General features: G+C 74.4%; 15 protein-coding genes. 4 read left to right on the plus strand and 11 right to left on the minus strand.

Features of this window, described 5'->3' with window-relative positions; all coding sequences use genetic code 11:
• Positions 1-254: 254 nt before the first annotated feature.
• Positions 255-3,791 carry an AfsR/SARP family transcriptional regulator gene (locus ACZ7D7_RS14080; RefSeq protein ID WP_470824409.1) on the minus strand — a complete coding sequence of 1,179 codons (3,537 nt, stop codon included), beginning with the start codon at positions 3,789-3,791 and terminating at the stop codon, positions 255-257.
• Between the two features lie 311 nt (positions 3,792-4,102).
• Here ACZ7D7_RS14080 and ACZ7D7_RS14085 point away from each other — a divergent pair, with 311 nt between their 5' ends.
• Positions 4,103-4,651: a hypothetical protein gene (locus ACZ7D7_RS14085; RefSeq protein ID WP_470824410.1), complete on the plus strand. Its 549-nt coding sequence runs from the start codon at positions 4,103-4,105 to the stop codon at positions 4,649-4,651.
• Positions 4,652-4,729: 78 nt separating this feature from the next.
• On the opposite strand, the gene ACZ7D7_RS14090 is transcribed toward ACZ7D7_RS14085, so the two are convergent.
• From ACZ7D7_RS14090 to ACZ7D7_RS14105, 4 genes are all read right to left on the minus strand, one after another.
• Complete coding sequence (locus tag ACZ7D7_RS14090; protein ID WP_470824411.1) at positions 4,730-5,623, minus strand: aminoglycoside phosphotransferase family protein; 894 nt, start codon at positions 5,621-5,623, stop codon at positions 4,730-4,732.
• 109 nt (positions 5,624-5,732) lie between these two features.
• Positions 5,733-7,235 carry an MFS transporter gene (locus ACZ7D7_RS14095; protein ID WP_470824412.1) on the minus strand — a complete coding sequence of 501 codons (1,503 nt, stop codon included), beginning with the start codon at positions 7,233-7,235 and terminating at the stop codon, positions 5,733-5,735.
• Between the two features lie 56 nt (positions 7,236-7,291).
• Positions 7,292-8,272, minus strand: coding sequence for a zinc-binding dehydrogenase (locus ACZ7D7_RS14100; protein WP_470824823.1), 981 nt, complete (start codon positions 8,270-8,272; stop codon positions 7,292-7,294).
• Positions 8,273-8,423: 151 nt separating this feature from the next.
• Positions 8,424-9,593, minus strand: coding sequence for an FAD-dependent oxidoreductase (locus tag ACZ7D7_RS14105; RefSeq protein WP_470824825.1), 1,170 nt, complete (start codon positions 9,591-9,593; stop codon positions 8,424-8,426).
• Between the two features lie 140 nt (positions 9,594-9,733).
• Between ACZ7D7_RS14105 and ACZ7D7_RS14110 the strand changes: the two genes are divergently transcribed.
• Positions 9,734-10,423 (plus strand): pentapeptide repeat-containing protein, encoded by a 690-nt coding sequence (locus ACZ7D7_RS14110; RefSeq protein ID WP_470824414.1) that lies wholly within the window; start codon positions 9,734-9,736, stop codon positions 10,421-10,423.
• A gap of 125 nt (positions 10,424-10,548) precedes the next feature.
• Here ACZ7D7_RS14110 and ACZ7D7_RS14115 read toward each other — a convergent pair whose 3' ends face one another.
• From ACZ7D7_RS14115 to ACZ7D7_RS14125, 3 genes are all read right to left on the minus strand, one after another.
• On the minus strand, positions 10,549-11,049 hold the full coding sequence (locus tag ACZ7D7_RS14115) for a hypothetical protein (protein ID WP_470824415.1): 501 nt from the start codon (positions 11,047-11,049) through the stop codon (positions 10,549-10,551).
• Positions 11,050-11,137: 88 nt separating this feature from the next.
• Positions 11,138-11,779: a response regulator gene (locus ACZ7D7_RS14120; RefSeq protein ID WP_470824416.1), complete on the minus strand. Its 642-nt coding sequence runs from the start codon at positions 11,777-11,779 to the stop codon at positions 11,138-11,140.
• Positions 11,776-13,053 carry a sensor histidine kinase gene (locus ACZ7D7_RS14125; protein ID WP_470824418.1) on the minus strand — a complete coding sequence of 426 codons (1,278 nt, stop codon included), beginning with the start codon at positions 13,051-13,053 and terminating at the stop codon, positions 11,776-11,778. Before ACZ7D7_RS14125 ends, ACZ7D7_RS14120 begins: the two co-directional genes overlap by 4 nt.
• Positions 13,054-13,316: 263 nt before the next feature.
• Between ACZ7D7_RS14125 and ACZ7D7_RS14130 the strand changes: the two genes are divergently transcribed.
• Positions 13,317-13,928 (plus strand): GlcG/HbpS family heme-binding protein, encoded by a 612-nt coding sequence (locus tag ACZ7D7_RS14130; RefSeq protein WP_470824419.1) that lies wholly within the window; start codon positions 13,317-13,319, stop codon positions 13,926-13,928.
• 19 nt (positions 13,929-13,947) lie between these two features.
• Here the strand turns inward: ACZ7D7_RS14130 and ACZ7D7_RS14135 are convergent, their stop codons facing one another.
• The gene (locus tag ACZ7D7_RS14135; protein WP_470824420.1) at positions 13,948-15,342 is read right to left on the minus strand and encodes a M1 family metallopeptidase; all 1,395 of its coding nucleotides are present in this window, start codon (positions 15,340-15,342) and stop codon (positions 13,948-13,950) included.
• A 77-nt stretch (positions 15,343-15,419) separates the two neighbouring features.
• Positions 15,420-15,995, minus strand: coding sequence for a TerD family protein (locus tag ACZ7D7_RS14140; protein ID WP_037857035.1), 576 nt, complete (start codon positions 15,993-15,995; stop codon positions 15,420-15,422).
• Positions 15,996-16,161: 166 nt separating this feature from the next.
• On the opposite strand from ACZ7D7_RS14140, the gene arfB reads away from it, so the two are divergent.
• On the plus strand, positions 16,162-16,599 hold the full coding sequence (arfB, locus tag ACZ7D7_RS14145) for an alternative ribosome rescue aminoacyl-tRNA hydrolase ArfB (RefSeq protein ID WP_470824421.1): 438 nt from the start codon (positions 16,162-16,164) through the stop codon (positions 16,597-16,599).
• A gap of 37 nt (positions 16,600-16,636) precedes the next feature.
• Here arfB and ACZ7D7_RS14150 read toward each other — a convergent pair whose 3' ends face one another.
• The gene (locus tag ACZ7D7_RS14150; protein ID WP_470824422.1) at positions 16,637-17,221 is read right to left on the minus strand and encodes a flavin reductase family protein; all 585 of its coding nucleotides are present in this window, start codon (positions 17,219-17,221) and stop codon (positions 16,637-16,639) included.
• Positions 17,222-17,468: the final 247 nt, after the last annotated feature.

Below are 17,468 nucleotides of genomic sequence, written 5' to 3' on the forward strand. Positions count from 1 at the left end.
CCCACACCACGTACTCCTATTGGAATCCCCGGCAACGCCGTCTTCATCGACAGCGTCTCCCGCTGGATGGACGACCCGGAGACCAAGAAGTACGCGTGGGACCTGTACGCCGAGGGCAGCCCGGCCACGTGCTGCGGATCGAGCCCTGGCGGGTGCAGGTGCTGCGCGGATCCGACCTGAGCAGCCGGAACTGGACGGAGGAGTCGCACCGCTGAGAGCGCCGGCCGGCCCGCCGGCGCTCCGGCCGCGGGTGGTCAGGCCGGGATGTCCCGGTCGGGCCAGGCGTCGTCCTCGCTCCCGTAGTCCCTGCCCGTCGCGCCGGTGCCGAGCCACCGCGGCGCACGGGCCCGCAGCGACCGGGCCCCGGCGGCCTCCTCCGCCACCGCGTCGGCCGGCAGACCGCCGGCCGCCCCGTCGGAGCGGGACTCAACGGCCCGCCGCGGCCTGCGCTCACCGTCCGGCTCCTCGAAGCCGCCCGCGTCCACCGGCGCCGCGGACCCGCTCAGCTCGGAGTCGGCCGCGAGGCGATGGTCCACCGAGCGCCCCGCCGCGTGCTCCACCGCGAACACCTCCGCGCCGAGCGTCTCCACGGCCCGCGCCGCCGCCCGCCGTACGTCGGCCTGTTCCGTGGGGGGGAGCGGGGCGCCGGACTGCTCACGGGTCGCCTCCGCTGTGCCGAGCAGCCGCGCCGCCCGTGCCGCCCGCGCCGGACGGCCGCTCAGCGCGTACGCGCAGGCCAGGCCCTCCAGGGCGAGCGCCACCGCCCGCGGGTCCTCGGTGACCAGCGCGGCGCTCAGACCGTCCCGGTGCCGGACCAGGCTCCCCTCGACGTCTCCGCGCAGCTCCGCGCAGAACCCCAGCTCCGCCAGGACGAGAGCGAGGCCGTTGTTCGCCTCCCGGCTGCGGTTCCAGGCCAGCCACGGCCGCAGGTGCCGCTCCGCCGCGTCCAGGTCGCCCCGGCGCCGGGCGCCGAGCGCGAGCCCCAGCTCCGCCATCTGCTCGGCCGGCCGATTGCCCTGCTCCACCGCCAGCCGCATGGCCCTGCGATGGAACTCGTCCGCCTCCTCGAAGCGCCCCGACAGCAGCGCGATCCGGCCCAGACCGGACAACTGGCGTGACGCCTCCGGCCACAGCTCCAGAGACTCCGCCATCCGCAGCCCTTCGCGATGCAGCTGCGCCGCCTGCTCGTACGAGGCGGTGATCTCGGCGTGCACGGCCAGCACCTGCGCCGTCTTCAGCTCGCCCCAGGCGTCGCCGAGCCGGATGAACTGGGACCGGGCCTCCAGCGCGTCGTCGTGCAGGCTCTCCAGGTCACCGCGGGTCATCGCCAGCGCGGCCCGGCTGCTCAGTGCCGCCGCCACACCCCACTCGTCGCGCAGCGCCCGGAAGTCCGTCAGCGCCGCGCTGACCTCCGCCTCCGCGGCCGCCAGCGCGCCCACGTCCCACAGCGCGTTCCCGGTGAACCACTTGGCGCGGGCCAGCCCCTCCGTGCGGACACCCGGAGCGGTATGGCCGCTCACCCGGCAGTGCTCCTCCGGCCTGACCTCGCCGAGCAGCAGCCCGATGCCCTGGCACCAGGCGGCGGCCTCGGCCACCGCCGGCTGCGCGGGCCCGCCCGGCGGCTCTGCCACGGTCTCCGGGCCGGGCGGGACGGCCACCAGCTCCAGGGCCGAGCACAGCGAGCGGTGCGCCTCGGTGAGCCGTCCCATCAGGACCCAGAACCAGGCCAGCGCGTTCACCAGCCGCAGGGCCGGCTCGGCCGACCGCGCCCCGCGCAGCTCTTGGAGCGTCCGCCGGAAGTTGCCGGTCTCCGCCGACAGCCGCCGCAGCCAGTGGTGCTGCTCGGGTCCGCCGAGGTGCGGCCGGGCCGCCTCGGCCAGCCGCACGTAGTGGACAGCGTGCCACCGGGCCACCTCGACCGCCTCGCCCGAGTCCACGAGCCGGGCCTGCGCGTACACCGCCACCGACTCCAGCAACTGGTAGCGCGCGCCGTGCGGGGCGTCGCTGCGGACCACGAGCGAGCGGTCCACCAGCCGGGCCAGGATGTCGACCACGTCGTCGGCCGCCACCTCGCCGCCGGCGCACACCTGCTCCGCCGCCTCCAGCGTGCACCCGTCGACATGCGCCGACAGCCGTCGCAGCACTGTCTGTTCCTCGGGCGTGAGCAGGCTCCAGCTCCACTCGATGGTCGCCTGAAGTGTCTGCTGGCGGTGCGGTGCGCCCCGGTAGCCCGACTTCAGCACCCGGAACCGGTCGTCGAGCCGTTCCAGCAGCTGGTGGATGCCGAGCGCCCTGACCCGGGTGGCGGCCAGTTCCAGGGCCAGCGGGATGCCGTCCAGGCGGCGGCAGACGGCGGCGATGGCCTCGGCCGTCCGCGCGTCCACGACGAAGGAGGGATCCGCGGACCGTGCCCGCTCGACGAACAGCCGTACGGCACTGGACCGCTCCAGCGCCTCCAGCTCGGTGGACTCGGGCAGTTCCAGCGGCGGTACCGGCCACACCGCCTCGCCCTGCACCCGTAACGGTTCCTGACTGGTCGACAGCACCCGCACACCGGGCGCCTGTTCGAGGAGCCGGCCCACCAGCATGGCCACGTCGTCGACCATGTGCTCGCAGTTGTCCAGAACGAGCAGCATCCGGCGGGACTCCGCGAACTCCACCAGCCGCCGTACGGACCGGCAGGTGTCGCCCAGGTCCGCCTCCGCCGTGGTGCCGTCCGTGCTCTCCCGGATGTCGAGCGCCGCCAGCACCTGTTGGGACACGCACGACAGCACTTCCGGCCCGTCGACGAGCCCGAGTCCGGCCAGTTCCACCAGCCAGATCCCGTCCGGGAACTCCTCGGCGAGACCGGCGGCGGCCGCGACGGCCAGCCGGGTCTTGCCGACTCCGCCTGGCCCGGTGAACGTGACCAGCCGGTGCCGGGCGAGCAGCCGCCGGCCCTCGGTCACCGCGCCCTCCCGCCCCACCAGGTCGTTGGCGGCGTCGGGCAGATTGGTACGGGCCCGCGCCGAGGGCGCGGTGCCGGCCTCCGGGGTCACCCGGTTCAGGGCCGGGTCCTGGCGCAGAATGGCCTGTTGGAGCGACTCGATGGCCTGACCCGGAGTCAGCCCCAGTTCCTCGGCGAGGTGCTGGCGCAGATCGGTGTAGCTGTCCAGCGCCTCCGACGACCGGCCCACGTGGTAAAGCGCCCGCATGTGCGCCATCCTCATCCGCTCGCGCAGCGGGTGCCCGGTGACCAGCGCGGTCAGTTCGCCCATGAGTAGACTGTGCTCACCTAGGTCGAGCCGCGCCTCCATGTGCTCCTCGACCGCGGTGAGCCGCTCCTCCTCCAGTCCGGCGAAGGCCGTCAGGACGAAGGGCTCGTCGGCGAAGTCGGCGAACGCCGGCCCCCGCCACAGCGCCAGCGCCTTCGACAGGGCCGTGGCCCTGGCCCGCGGGTCCTCCAGCGTGCGGGAGTGCGCCACCAGGGTCCGGAACCGCCCCACGTCGACGGTGTCGGGCGCGGCCTGAAGCACATAGCCGGGTGCCCGGTGCACGACCAGGTCGCGGGCCCCCTCCTCGGCGTCCTCCAGGACGCGGCGCAGTTGCGAGACCTTCGCCTGGAGCGAGGCCGTGGGATTGGCGGGGGGTGCGCCCGCCCAGAGCGCGTCGATCAGACGGGCCGTGGGAACCACCCGCCCGTGGTCGGCGATCAGACAGGCCAACAGGGTGCGGACCTTGACCTCCGGTACCCGAACCGGCCTCCCCGTCACCGTGCGTACTTCAAGTGGGCCCAGCACCCCGAATCGCATGTCGCCACAGTAACTCGCAGGTCAGAACGGCAGAGTCAATGTCGGCCATCTCACGCGGAAGGAGGGCCGCGACCGTCGAATAGCAGCCACCGTCCGCTCGGTCGGCCGCCGGGAGCGGCGTTCACGGTCGGGTAATCCCAGGCCCATTTCCCGCCCCGCACGCTCGGAGAGCCGGGCGTGATCGCGGCATGGGCGGGAGGGGAAGCGGCGCGGTTACCGTCGGGTGCGGTTGGCCGAATGCAACGCGGCCGGGAACGCGCGTACGTCCGAGCGCGACTTTTGCCCACGCAGGTGACCAAGGGAGAACAACGGTGAGCACCTCCGCGCCCGTGGGCCCATTCGAGGACACCACGGCACTCATCGGCCGCGCCTTCGCGGTCGCACTGCACGAAGGCCTCGCCGCGGTCGCGCCCTCGTGGGCGACCCGCGGAGCCGGTCCCCGAGCACCCCGTCCAGCCCCGCCCGAACCCCACGCCGCCTTACTGCGCGTGCACCGTGAGGAGATCCTGGACGACTTGGCCGACGAGCTTCCCCACGCGCTGGCGGCGACCGGCCACCCGGACCCCGACCGGGCCTGCCGCACCCTGCTCGAATGGGCCCGCACACTGTTCCCGCAAGCCCAGCCCGTCCCGCCGTTCGCTCCGCCGGGCCTGAACCGCGCCTCCGGCGGGCCCGCCCCGGCCTCCCGGATGCGGCTCACCGTCGCCACGCTCCTGCTGGAGTGCGCCGCCCGCCGCCTCCCCGACGTGCCGGCCCGGGCCCGCGCCCTCCAGGCCCTGGGCCGCGCCGCCCGCGGGACCGCTCAGGCCGGCAACTCCACCTCCGACAAGGTCACTTCACGATCGAACACCAGCCGGTAGTGCGCGTACCCGCGCGGGTGCGGGACGGAGAACGGACGGGACGTCGGCGGGGGTCGCGGTGCGGATCATGAAGGCGGGCTAATCGCCGCGTCGGTCGCGCAGGGTGCGGGCGATCGCCAGGTGGCCGGGGGGCGGGGGGCGGTCGCCCTCGATGTCCCAGAGGCAGGTCTGGAGGACGCGGGCGAGGGTCCAGGCGCGGGCCCGGGCGCGGTCGAGGCCCACGGCGGCGGTCAGGGCGTCGAAGCGCCAGGGGGTCTCGGCGGGGTCGTAGCGGTTGAAGAGGGCCGGGAGGAGGTCGAAGCCCGGGTCGCCGGACAGCGGCTTGGGGTCGATGGCCAGCCAGGGGACGCGGTCGGCGGCCAGGACGTTGGCGTAGTGCAGGTCCCAGTGCAGGAGACGGTCGCCGGGTTCGGCGGCGACCTCGCGCAGGGCGGCGGCGCAGTCCGCGAGCAGGCGCCGGTCCGCCGGGTCGGGGACGCGGGCCAGGGCCGCGGGCGTCCGGTCGAGCATCCCGCGCGCCAGGTCGCCGAGGCGGCGCAGGGACGGGGGCGCCGGGGTGGTGGTGAGGCGGGCCAGCAGTCCGGCGATGACGCGGACGGCTTCCCGGCTGTCGGCGACGTGGGCGAGGCTGCGGGCCGGGTCGAGGCGCTCCAGCAGCATGGTGCCGGTGGGCTCGTCGTGGTCGAGGAGGCGGACCGCGCCGTCGCCGTCCCACAGCCGCAGCGCGGTCGGTTCGCCCGCGCTCTCGGCGTCGACGAGTTGCAGCTTGAGGACGGCGGGCGTGCCGTCGGCGCGGCGTACGACGGGCAGGACCAGGGCGCACACGCCGTGCATGGAGGGCCCGTCCAGCCGCAGCCGCCAGCGGTCGAGGAACGCGGCGGCGAGGTCCGGCAGGCGGGCGACGAAGTCCGGCCCGGCCCGGCCGTTGAACGTGGCCTGCGTGGCCGCGAGCTGCTCCGGGACGTCGATCACGGTACGGACGCTAGTGGCAGGCCGTGGTGCCGGGCACGGGGTTTTCCGGGCCGGGCGAGGCGGGGAGGGGCCGCACGGATCGGATCGATGGCCCCTCCCCGCGTCCCCCTCAGGCCACCGATTCCGGCATCGGCGCATCGGCCGGACTGCCGTGTTTCGGGGCCTCGGCGGTCACCATCAGGCCCGCGACCAGGCCGGCCAGCACCATGATGCCGGCGGCCCACCAGATGGCGACGGTGTAGCCGTGGACGACGCCCTCCCGCACGACCGTCGCGCGCTGCGCGGGGTTCGTGAGGTGGGCGGTGATGTAGCCGGCGCTGCTGGTCGTGGCGATGGTGTTGAGCAGTGCCGTGCCGATGGAACCGCCCACCTGCTGCGCGGTGTTGACGGTGGCGGAGGTGACGCCGGAGTCCTGCGGGGCGACGCCCGCGGTGGCGGTGGCGAAGACCGGCATGAAGGTGAGGCCCATGCCGAGGCCCATGAGGATCAGCGCGGGCATGATCTCGGAGGCGTACGACGAGTGCGTGGTCATGCGGGTCAGGAGCAGCATGCCGCCCGCGGCGAGGAGCATGCCGGGGGTCAGCAGCATGCGGGGCGGGACGCGCTGCATCAGCCGGGCGGAGATCTGCGTGGAGCCGACGATGATCGCGGCCGTGAGCGGCAGGAAGGCGAGGCCCGTGCGCACCGGCGAGTAGCCGAGGACGACCTGGAGGTAGTAGGTCATGAACAGGAACAGGCCGAACATGCCGATGACGGCGAGCGCCATGGTGAGGAAGCAGCCGGCGCGGTCGCGGTCCTTGACGACGTGCAGCGGCAGCAGCGGTCCGGGCGCGCGGTTCTGCCACCACACGAAGACCGCGAGGAGGACGACGCCGACGGCGAACAGGCCCAGGACGTACGGGTCGCTCCAGCCGCGGGGCTCGGCCTCGCTGAAGCCGTGGACGAGGGCGACGAGTCCGCCGCAGCCGAGCAGGACGCCGGGCACGTCGAGGCGGGCTCCGGCGTGGCCCGGGCGGTCGTGGAGCAGGGCGAGGGCGCCGACGACGGCGACGATCGCGATGGGCACGTTGACGTACAGGCACCAGCGCCAGTTCAGGTACTCGGTGAGCAGGCCGCCGACGACGAAGCCGATCGCGGAGCCGCTGCCGGCGAGGGCGCCGTAGATGCCGAAGGCCTTGCCGCGTTCCCTGGGGTCGGTGAAGGTCGTCGTCAGCAGGGACAGCGCGGAGGGCGCGAGGAGCGCGGCGAACACGCCCTGGAGGGCGCGGGCGCCGAACAGCATGCCGGAGGTGGTGGCGGCGCCGCCGAGCGCGGAGGCGACGGCGAATCCGACGAGCCCGATGACGAAGGTGCGTTTGCGCCCCACGAGGTCGGCGACGCGCCCGCCGAGCAGCAGCAGCCCGCCGAAGGCCAGGGTGTACGCGGTGATGACCCACTGGCGGTCGCCGTCGGAGATGTCCAGCGCCCGCTGCGCCGAGGGGAGCGCGATGTTCACGATGGTCGCGTCGAGGACGACCATCAGCTGGGCGAGCGCGATGAACACGAGCCCCCACCAGCGTCGGGGGTCGGCACCCGCGGGAGGCCCTGATTCACCTGTCCGGGGGACACTCATCTGGCCAGAAGACCACGAATCGTGACGTATCGCATCCTTGCGGGACTCGCGCCTGGTCATGGCTCCAGGACCACTTTTCCGGTCGTCGCCCTGGTCTCCAGCGCCCGGTGCGCGGCGGCCGCCTCGGCGAGCGGGAAGCGCTGCACGGCGGGCGTGAGCCGGCCCTCGGCGGCCTCGGCGAGGGCGCGCAGCTCCAGGGTCCGTACGGGGTTGGGGCCGCCGGCCCTGCGCAGCATCGCCGGGCCGAGGACCTGCTCGGAGACGCCGTCGACGAGGTAGGGCGAGCCGCCCCTGATGCCCTCGGCGGACCAGCCGAAGACGATGTGCCTGCCGCCCGGCGCGAGGAGGGCGACGGCCTCGCGGGCCACGTCGCCGCCGACGCCGTCGAAGACGATCGTGGCGCGGGCGCCGCCGAGGTGGGCGCGGACCTTCGCGGGCCAGTCGGGGTCGCGGTAGTCGACGGCGAGGTCGGCGCCGTTGGCCGCGACGCGGGCCGTCTTCTCGGGGCCGCCGGCCAGTCCGATCACGGTGGCGCCGGCGTTCTTGGCGTACTGCACGAGCAGGGTGCCGATGCCGCCGGCGGCGGCCGGGACGAGGACCGCGGAGTCCGGGCCCGGCTCGGCGAACCGCACGATGCCCATCGCCGTGCGGCCGGTGCCGATCATGGCGACGGCGGCGGCGTGGTCGAGCCGCTCGGGGATCTCGTGCAGGCGGTCGGCGTCGGTGACGGCCAGTTCGGCGTAGCCGCCGGGCGCGAAGCCGAGGTGGGCGACGACGCGCCTGCCGAGCCAGTGGGCGTCGGTGCCGTCGCCGAGCGTGTCGACCACGCCGGCGACCTCGCGGCCGGGGATCGTGGGCAGCGGGGGCAACTCCGGCACCGGGCCCCGCTCGCCCTCGCGCAGGGCCGTGTCGAGCAGGTGGACGCCGGCCGCGGCGACGGCGATCCTGACCTGGCCGGGGCCCGGCCGGGGGTCCTCGACCCGCTCGAAGGTGAGGTTCTCGGCCGGTCCGTAGGCGTGCAGGCGGATGGCGTGCATGTGGGCCCCCTGGGAGACGCTGTGGTCGCTGGCGGTGCCGCCCGTGGTCGGCACGGGACCCACTCTTCGACCTCAAGCGCGCTTGAGGTCAAGGGTGTGGGGCCGGCGTCTCGTGTGTGCCGGCGAGCGAGAAGGCGGCGGGGGCGGCGTCTCACGCGTGCTTGAGGTCGAGGGGGCGGCGGCCCTGGGTGCCGAGGGCGAGGGACACCGCCGTCAGGGCGCTGTTGAAGCAGACCTCGGACAGGACGCCGGGTGCCGCGACCTGGTCGCCGGCCAGGTACACGCCGTCGCCGCGGGCCACGGCCGGCCGGTCCCGCCAGCTCGTGCCCGGCAGGTCCACCGCGCCCGTACGGCCGCCCGCCACGGCCTCCCGGCGCCAGGTCACGCGCTCGCGCCAGCCCGCGAAGCCGAGGTCGAGCAACTGCTCGGCGCGGGCGATGCCGTCGGCCTTCGTCTCGCGCGGCCCGATCGGGATCTGGCCCTGGATCAGCTGCTCGCCGGCGGGCGCGAGCGTGCGGTCCTGCGCGGTGAACCGCTCGATCCAGCCCGGCGCGTCCAGGTCGGACACGGCGAAGGCGTCACCGCGCCGCGTGCGCACCGCCAGGTCGATCAGCGCCGTACGCCCGCTGGGCCAGCTCAGGGAGTCGTCCTTGAGCAGGCGGCGGGCGGCGTCGAGCGAGGTGGCGACGACGACCGGGGTGTCCGTCGGGAGCGTGTCGACGCGGGCCAGGGTCTCCATCCGGACGCCCAGGTTCCAGGCGTGATTGGCCATGCGGTCGATGACACTGCCCCAGCCGCCGCGGGGATAGTGCGCCTCGGGCGGCAGCTTGGTGGCGCGGCGCAGCCGCTCCTGCACGAACGCCGCCGACAGCGCGCCCGGGTCGTGGTGGAACAGGGCGACCGCCGAGTAGTGCGCGGCGGCCCGGGCGCCCTCCTCGCCGGCGACGCGGGTGGCCCAGGTGAGGAAGTCGGTGTCCACGGGCGCGGGCGGCAGCCCCCGGCGCAGCAGCTTCAGCATGGCGAACGGCGGCGTGCGGCGCAGGGCGCCCCGGTGCCGCAGCCGCAGCCGGGCGGCCTCCAGCGGCGGGAGCGGGGCGAGCGGGCCGATCAGGTCGCGCTGCTTGAGCCAGGCCCAGTGCGGGCCGCCGTTGTAGAGGGCGTGCGGGCCCTCGTTGGTGCGGTACGGGCCCTCGGCGGTGCGCGCCCGGCCGCCCAGGGTGTGGTGGGCTTCGTACACGGTGACCTTGGCGCCCGCCTCGGCGGCGGTGATGGCCGCGGTGAGCCCGGCGAAGCCGCCGCCGATGACGGTGATGCGGTGCATGTCGGGGGTCTCCCTCTGGTCGGTCGGCACTGGTCTGCCCCTTAGACACCGGGAGCGGCCCGGAATGTGACACGGGCGCGGGAGCCGGCTGGTTTTCGCAGGTCAGGGTGATTGTCAGTGGTCGGGTGCAGCATGGGGGCATGGCGAGGAGAGCGACGGGCGGGCGCCCCGGGGGCGGTACGGCGGTGCGGGCGGCGCGCCGCCCCGAGCTGCGGCTGCCGCCGCTGGAGGCCTGGACGGGCGGCGGCCTGGAGCCGGACGGGGACTACGACGGGCTGGAGTTCGCGGAGCGGGACCTGACCGGGCAGGACGGCGCGGGCGCCCGCTTCATGGACTGCGCGCTGACGGGCTGCGCGCTGGACGGGACGCGGCTGCCGCACGCCCGCTTCCTCGACTCCCGCCTGACCGGCATACGGGGCGTCGGCACGGACCTCGCCGAGGCGACCCTGCGGGACGTGGAGCTCGTCGACGCCCGTCTCGGGGGCACGCAGCTGCACGCCGCCGTGCTGGAGCGGGTGGTGGTCCGGGGCGGCAAGCTCGACTTCCTGAATCTGCGCACGGCCCGCCTGAAGGACGTCGTGTTCGAGAGCTGCGTCCTGGTCGAGCCGGACTTCGGGGGCGCCCGCCTCGACCGCGTCGAGTTCGTGGACTGCGCGCTGAAGGGCGTCGACCTCCACGCGGCGACACTGACGGACGTCGACCTGCGCGGGGTCGCCTCGCTGGAGATCGCGCGCGGGGTGGACCGGCTGGCGGGGGCGGTGATCAGCGCGGGGCAACTGGTGGATCTGGCGCCGGAGTTGGCGGCGACGCTGGGGATCCGGGTGGAGTAGGGGCTCTGGGGGGTGGGGAGTCCGGGTGGTGCAGTTCCGGGGGGAGGTGAATCGGGTGGGGGCAGAGGAGGCGGGTCGAGCAGGGGAGGCGGCGGGCAGGGGCCCGGCCGGTCCGGCGGCGCGGCTCAGGGCAGCCGGGGGAAGCGGGCCTGAAGGGTCCAGACCGCGGGGTTCTCGGCCAGGTCGTCGTGCAGATCGCACAGGTCGGCGATCAGGTCGTGCAGGAAGTCCCGTGCCTCGCGGCGCAGTTCGGCGTGGGAGAACGTCAGCGGGGGTTCCTCGGCCGGCATCCAGTCGGCCTCGACGTCCACCCAGCCGAAGCGGCGCTCGAACAGCATGCGGTCGGTGGACTCGGTGAAGTCCAGCTCCGCGCGCTGCGGGCGGGAGGCGCGGGAGCCCGCCGGGTCCTGGTCGATGCGCTCGACGATGTCGCACAGCGCCCACGCGAAGTCCAGCACCGGCACCCATCCCCAGGCTGTGGACAGCTCCCGGTCCGACTCGGTGTCGGCGAGATACACGTCGCCGCAGAACAGGTCGTGGCGCAGGGCACGGACGTCCGCGCGCCGGTAGTCCGTCTGCGGGGGGTCCGGGAACCGGTTGGAGAGGGCATAGCCGATGTCGAGCACGAGGGCGATGGTGTCACGCGCGCGGCACCGGTCGGTCGTCGGTGCCGCACTGGCCGGTCGTCGGTGCCGCCCCGGCCGGGCGCCCGTGTCACGGCAGGAGCCGCTGCTCCTTCGCGACCGCCACCGCGCCCGCGCGGGTGTCGACGCCCAGCTTGTCGTAGATGCGGCTGAGGTGGGTCTTCACCGTGGCCTCGCTGATGAACAGGGCGCGGGCGATCTCCCGGTTGCCGAGGCCGCGGGCGAGCTGCGTGAGGATGTCGCGCTCGCGGTCGGTGAGGGAGGGCCGCGGCCGGCGCATGTTGGCCATCACCCGGCTGGCGACCGGCGGCGACAGCGCCGTACGTCCCTGGGCGGCGGCGTGGATCGCGGCGAACAGTTCCTCGGGGCGTTCGGCCTTCAGCAGGTATCCGGTCGCGCCGGCCTCGATCGCGCGGGTGATGTCGGCGTCCGTGTCGTACGTGGTCAGCACGAGGACGTGCGGCGCCGGTCCCGGCCCGGCGGTGAGGCGCCGGGTGGTCTCCACGCCGTCGATGCCGGCGCCGAGCTGGAGGTCCATCAGCACCACGTCCGGCGTGAGCTTCCCGGCGAGGGCGATCGCCTCCTCGCCGGTGCCGGCCTCCCCGACGACCTCGATGCCGGGGGCGCTGTCGAGCAGGGCGAGCAGCCCGGCGCGCACGACGACGTGGTCGTCGCAGACCAGGATGCGCACGGGGCGTCCGGTGTCGGTCATCGGGGAGCCTCCAGGGGGACGGCGGCGGACAGGACGGTGCCTTCGCCGGGCGCCGACTCGACGGTGAGCGTGCCGCCGAGCTGGCGCAGCCGGGCGCGCATCGCGGGCAGCCCGTGCCCGCGCATCCCGGCGGGGGAGTCGGGCAGCGCGGCCGGGTCGAAGCCGTGGCCGTCGTCGGCGACGTCCAGGACGACCTGGTCGTCCAGGACCGTGAGGGTCAGCGCGGCGCTGCGGGCGCCCGCGTGCTCGCGGACGTTGGCCAGCGCGCCCTGGGCGATGCGCAGCAGGGCCGACTGCACGCGGTCGGGCAGCATCGGTTCGCGTCCCCCGGCGTCGACGTGGACGCGTACGGCGAGCCGGTCGCCGGACTCCCGAGCGGCGAGGGCGTGCAGCGCGGCGCCGAGGCCGCCGCCGCGGGCGAGGTCGGCGGGGGCCAGGTCGTGCACGAAGCGCCGGGCCTCCGCGAGGTTGTGCTCGGCGACGGACGCGGCGGTCCGGACGTGGGCGCGGGCCTTGCCCGGGTCGGACTCCCAGATCCGCTCGGCGGCCTGGAGCAGCATGCGCTGGCTGGACAGGCCCTGGGCGAGGGAGTCGTGGATCTCCATGGACAGCCGCTCGCGTTCGGCGAGGGTGCCCTCGCGGCGTTCGGACGCGGCGAGTTCGCGGCGGGTGCGGATCAGGTCGTCGATGAGGGCGCGCTGGCGGGCGGTCTGCCGCTGTGCCCGGAGGAAGACGGCCGTGGCGATGGCGGCGACGGCGGGCGGCGCGAGCAGCAGGTTCGGGTCGAAGCGGCCGGCGAGGCGCAGTTGCGCGGCGACGACGAACAGGGTCAGCACGGCGACCAGGACGAGCGCGGCGCGCGGCGGCAGGGTGCGCAGCCCGGTGTAGAAGAGGGGCACCGCGCACCAGGAGAAGCTCGGCGCGAGCACCACGAGCACCATCCACACCACGACGACCAGCCCCAGCCGGACCAGCCGCCGGGACACCGGCCCCGCCGGCCCACTCGCCTCCGTCGGTCCCGTCGGTCCCGCCCGGCGCGTCCCCGGTGTGCCGGGGCGGCCGTCGAGCAGCGGGCCGAGCACGTGCAGCAGGGCGAGCGTCACGGACAGGGCCACGATCCACGGAGTGCGCGGCTCGCCGGGGTGCCGCAGCAGGAACCGCGCGAGGGCGCCGCCGAGCAGCAGGAAGAACGCCGTGTGCAGCACCGCGCCCAGCCACCGGGCGTCCGGGTCGTACGGCTCGCGCACCTCGCGCACCTCGTGCGGCTCGCGCATGCCGACGCGCCTCCTTCCGCCTCCGCGCCGCCCGTGAACTGGGCAGACCCTCCCATGGTGACGGCTCCCGCGGCCCGCCGGGTCAGCCGATCGGATGACCCGGGCGTCGGCCGTTCCGCGCCCGCCGAGCAGCCGGAACGCCGACGGTCCGGGCCCGTTTCCGGCCCCAAGGTGGATGCGGAAGCCGGTCCCGGCGCGACAGCCGGGACCGGGACACCGACCAGGCGGCGAACAGCGCCGCCGTCCGCCGACAGGAGTTCCCCATGGCCCGCACGAAGCTCTCCCGCCGCGCCCGCGTCGCCGCCGCCGGTGCCGCCCTCACGGCCGCCGTCGCCGTCACGGGGCTCGGCGCCGTCTCCGCGAACGCCTCCGCGCCCGCCGCGGCCTCCGCCGCTGCCCCGGCCGCCGCGCCCGCCGCGGCCTCCGCCGCTGCCCCGGCCGCCGCTCCCGCCGCAGTCTCCGCCGGAGACACCACGACCACCACGCACCTGACGGTCGACGCCGCGACCGAGGCCGCCCGGGCCGCGCTGGACGCCGCCGAGAAGGAGAACCAGCGCGTCACCGTCGCCGTCGTCGACCGCAACGGCAACACCCTCGTCACCCTGCGCGGCGACGGCGCCGGCCCGCAGTCCTACGAGTCCGCCGAGCGCAAGGCGTACACCGCGGTCTCCTGGAACGCCCCCACCTCCCAGCTGGCCGAGCGACTGGAGCAGGCCCCGAACCTGAAGGACATCCCCGGCACCCTGTTCCTCGCGGGCGGCGTCCCGGTCACCGCGAAGGACGCCCCGATCGCCGGCATCGGCGTCGCGGGCGCCCCGTCCGGCACGCTGGACGAGAAGTTCGCGGCGGTGGGCGCGGCGGCGCTGGGCCGCTGACCCCCGGCCCGGTGGCGGGTCAGCCCCGGCCCGGCTTGCCCTCGCCGTGCAGCCAGTCCCGCCACACGGCGCCGAAGTCCTTGTCCGGGGCGCGGCGTTCGACGTAGGCCGTGAAGTCGGCCGTGTCCACGTTGCCGTGGCGGTGGGCCGTCGCCCAGCCGCGCAGCAGGGCGCGGAAGGCGGCGTCGTCGTCGAGGGTCTGCCGGATCCGGTGCAGGACCATCGCGCCCCGTACGTACACAGGGCTGTCGGAGATGTGCGCCGCGTCCGACGGCCGTGCGGGCGGGAACGCCCAGATGCCGGAGCCGGCGTCCTCGTCGGCGTAGTGGGCGTCGAAGATCTCCTGCGCGCTGTCGCCCCCGTGGTCCTCGGACCACAGCCACTCGGCGTAGGTGGCGAAGCCCTCGTTGAGCCACATGTCCCGCCAGGTCTTCGGCGTGACGGAGTTGCCGTACCACTGGTGGGCGACTTCGTGGACGAGGGTGGTGAGGTCGGGGGTGCCGGGGAAGACGGGCCGGTTCTGGGTCTCCAGGGCGTATCCGGCGTCCTGCTCACGGGCGACGATCACGCCGGCGGAGGAGAAGGGGTACGGGCCGAAGGTCCGCTCGGACCAGGCGATGACCTCGGGGAGCCTCGCGAGGACGGGGCGGCTGGAGTCGGCGCGGTCCGGGTCGACGGCCGTGTGCAGCGGCAGGCCGTCGCGCGTCGTCGTGCGGGTGATGTCGTAGTCGCCGATGGCCAGGGTGGCGACGTGACTCGCCATGGGCTCGGCGGTGCGCCAGGTGAAGGTGGTGCGTCCGTGTGCGGTGCGCTCGCGCGCCAACTCCCCGTTGGACACGGCCCGCAGACCCGCCGGGACCGTCACGTCGAGGTCGTACGACGCCTTGTCGGAGGGGTGGTGGTTGCCGGGGAACCACGCCATCGAGCCGGTCGGCTCCCCGAGCGCGAGCGCCCCGGTCTCCGTGCGCAGCCAGCCCTCCTCGGACCCGTCGGGGTCGGTGACGGTCTCGGGCGCGCCGCTGTAACGGACCGTCACACGGAACTCGTGGCCCTCCTCCAGATCCTCGGCGGGCCGCACGGTGAGGTCCTGACCGGAGCGGTTCCAGCGCGCGGTGTCCCCGTCGACGACGACCTTCCCGACGTCCAGGCCCTGCAGATCGAGCGCGAAGGCCGACAGGTCCTGGGTGGCACGGGCGACGATCGTCGCGGTACCGGCGAGATGGTGCGCGCGGGGGTCGTAGGACAGCCGCAGACGGTAGTGCCGGACGTCGTACCCGCCGTTCCCGGCCTTCGGGAAGTACGGATCCCGGAGCCCGGAACCCCCGGGAGTCCCCTGTACGCCGCCGTCGCAGGCGGAGAGAGCGACGAGGGAGACGACGCAGACGAGGAGAACGACGGGCCGGGGGGTGCGCACGCGGTGATCCTATGGCGACGATCACGCCGAAGCCCCCGGCGGTCGTCCGTGCCGGGGGCTTCGCGGTGGGGCGTGGGTCAGACGTTCACGCCGAAGTCCTGGGCGATGCCCACGAGGCCCGAGGCGTAGCCCTGGCCGACGGCGCGGAACTTCCACTCGGCGCCGTTGCGGTAGAGCTCGCCGAAGACCATGGCGGTCTCGGTGGCCGCGTCCTCCGACAGGTCGTAGCGGGCGATCTCGGCGCCGCCGGCCTGGTTGACGATGCGGATGTAGGCGTTGCGGACCTGGCCGAAGTTCTGGCTGCGGTTCTCCGCGTCGTAGATGGAGACCGGGAAGACGATCTTGTCGATGTCGGCCGGGAGGCCGGCCAGGTTGACGTTGATCGCCTCGTCGTCGCCGGCGCCCTCGCCCGTGCGGTTGTCGCCGGTGTGGACGATGGTGCTGTCCGGCGTCTGCTTGTTGTTGAAGAACACGAAGTGGGCGTCCGAGTAGACCTTGCCCTGCGCGTTCACCGCGATCGCGGAGGCGTCGAGGTCGAAGTCAGTGCCGGTGGTGGTGCGGACGTCCCAGCCGAGGCCCACGGTGACGGCGGTCAGGCCCGGAGCTTCCTTGGTGAGCGAGACGTTGCCGCCCTTGGACAGGCTTACAGCCATTGTTCGGGAGTCCCTTCCCTCGTTGCTAACGCGGTCTTGCGTACGGGCATGAAGCTACAGCTACCCCTATGAACGCCGCGGGGGGTACCGAAGGTTCCGGGCGGCTTTACCTTTTTTACCCGGGCGCCCGAAAACGGGGTGACGTGGACGGGACAGGGACGGGAACATGGTGGGCATGTCCGGTCCTCACGTCATCCGTGGCTCCGTCTCCCTCCCGGAGGCCGAGCTCCTGTGGCGTTTCTCGCGGTCGTCCGGGCCGGGCGGGCAGCACGTCAACACCACCGACACGGCGGTGGAGCTCCGCTTCGACCTGGCGAAGACGCAGGCGCTGCCCGAGGTGTGGAAGCGGCGGGCGCTGGAGCGGCTGGCCGGGCGCCTGACCGACGGCGTCGTCACCGTCCGCGCCTCCGAGCACCGCTCCCAGTGGCGCAACCGCGAGGCGGCGGCCGTACGGCTCGCGGCCCTGCTCGCGGAGGCCACCGCGCCGCCGCCCCGGCCGCGCCGGCCCACCCGCATTCCGCGCGGCATCAACGAGCGCCGGCTGCGGGAGAAGAAGCAGCGCTCGGAGACGAAGCGGGGGCGTTCTCCGAAGAATTGGTCCTGAACACGGGAACGGGGATCCCGCGTCGAGGCCGGGCCGGTCAGGCCAAGTGGCGGTAGCGGCCGCGGAAGTACAGCAGCGGGCCGCCGTCCGCGCTCGGCAAGTGGGCCGTCAGCACGCGTCCGACCACCAGGGTGTGGTCGCCCGCGACGACGCGCTGCTCCGTGCGGCACTCCAGCGTGGCCAGGGCGCCGCCGACCAGGGGCGCGCCGGTCACCTCGCCCCGCACGTACGGGATGTCCTCGAACAGCAGGCGGTCGCTGAGGCGGCCCTTCATCGCGAAGCGGCCCGCGATGTGCCGCTGGCTCTCGGCGAGGACGGAGACCGCCCACTGCGGCTGCTCGTCGAGCAGGTCGTCCATGCGGGAGCCCACGCGCAGGCTGACCAGCACCAGCGGCGGGTCGAGGGACACCGACATGAAAGCGGTCGCCGTCATGCCGACGTCCTCGGCCTCCGGCGCCCCCGGATCGTCGGCGTCGAGCGGCGGCTCCTTCGCGGTCACCAGGACCACGCCCGCCGCGAGCCGGGACATGGCGGCGCGGAACTCGTCGTTGGTCACCCCCTCAGGATGCCCGGAGGCGGGCGCGGGGATCATCGGGGACATGGCTGGGGGAGTCTTCGGCACGTCCGAAACGCTAGTCTCCGCCCAGCACGCCCCGCATCGGGCCCCGGTCCCGACCGGGACCTAGGACCGACGGCGGAGATCGATGGTGGAGATCGACGGTGGAGATCGACGGTGGAGAACGCCGAAAAGGCGCCTCACTCGCATAAATGCATTCGGTAAACGGACAGGAGAAAGGCAGAAACCCCACTCAATTGTTCATCTTTCCCTGTGACTTGAGTCACAAGGCCCAGTAATTGTTGACCCTGTG

Source organism: Streptomyces sp. NPDC037054 (assembly GCF_055606745.1).

Bases quoted from the DNA above. Each gene is read 5' to 3' on its own strand.
- ACZ7D7_RS14100 (WP_470824823.1), bottom strand. From the start codon at position 8,272: ATGCACGCCATCCGCCTGCACGCCTACGGACCGGCCGAGAACCTCACC.
- ACZ7D7_RS14140 (WP_037857035.1), bottom strand. From the start codon at position 15,995: ATGGCTGTAAGCCTGTCCAAGGGCGGCAACGTCTCGCTCACCAAGGAA.
- ACZ7D7_RS14110 (WP_470824414.1), top strand. From the start codon at position 9,734: ATGGCGAGGAGAGCGACGGGCGGGCGCCCCGGGGGCGGTACGGCGGTG.
- ACZ7D7_RS14125 (WP_470824418.1), bottom strand. From the start codon at position 13,053: ATGCGCGAGCCGCACGAGGTGCGCGAGGTGCGCGAGCCGTACGACCCG.
- ACZ7D7_RS14120 (WP_470824416.1), bottom strand. From the start codon at position 11,779: ATGACCGACACCGGACGCCCCGTGCGCATCCTGGTCTGCGACGACCAC.
- arfB (WP_470824421.1), top strand. From the start codon at position 16,162: ATGGTGGGCATGTCCGGTCCTCACGTCATCCGTGGCTCCGTCTCCCTC.
- ACZ7D7_RS14095 (WP_470824412.1), bottom strand. From the start codon at position 7,235: ATGAGTGTCCCCCGGACAGGTGAATCAGGGCCTCCCGCGGGTGCCGAC.
- ACZ7D7_RS14130 (WP_470824419.1), top strand. From the start codon at position 13,317: ATGGCCCGCACGAAGCTCTCCCGCCGCGCCCGCGTCGCCGCCGCCGGT.
- ACZ7D7_RS14080 (WP_470824409.1), bottom strand. From the start codon at position 3,791: ATGCGATTCGGGGTGCTGGGCCCACTTGAAGTACGCACGGTGACGGGG.
- ACZ7D7_RS14105 (WP_470824825.1), bottom strand. From the start codon at position 9,593: ATGCACCGCATCACCGTCATCGGCGGCGGCTTCGCCGGGCTCACCGCG.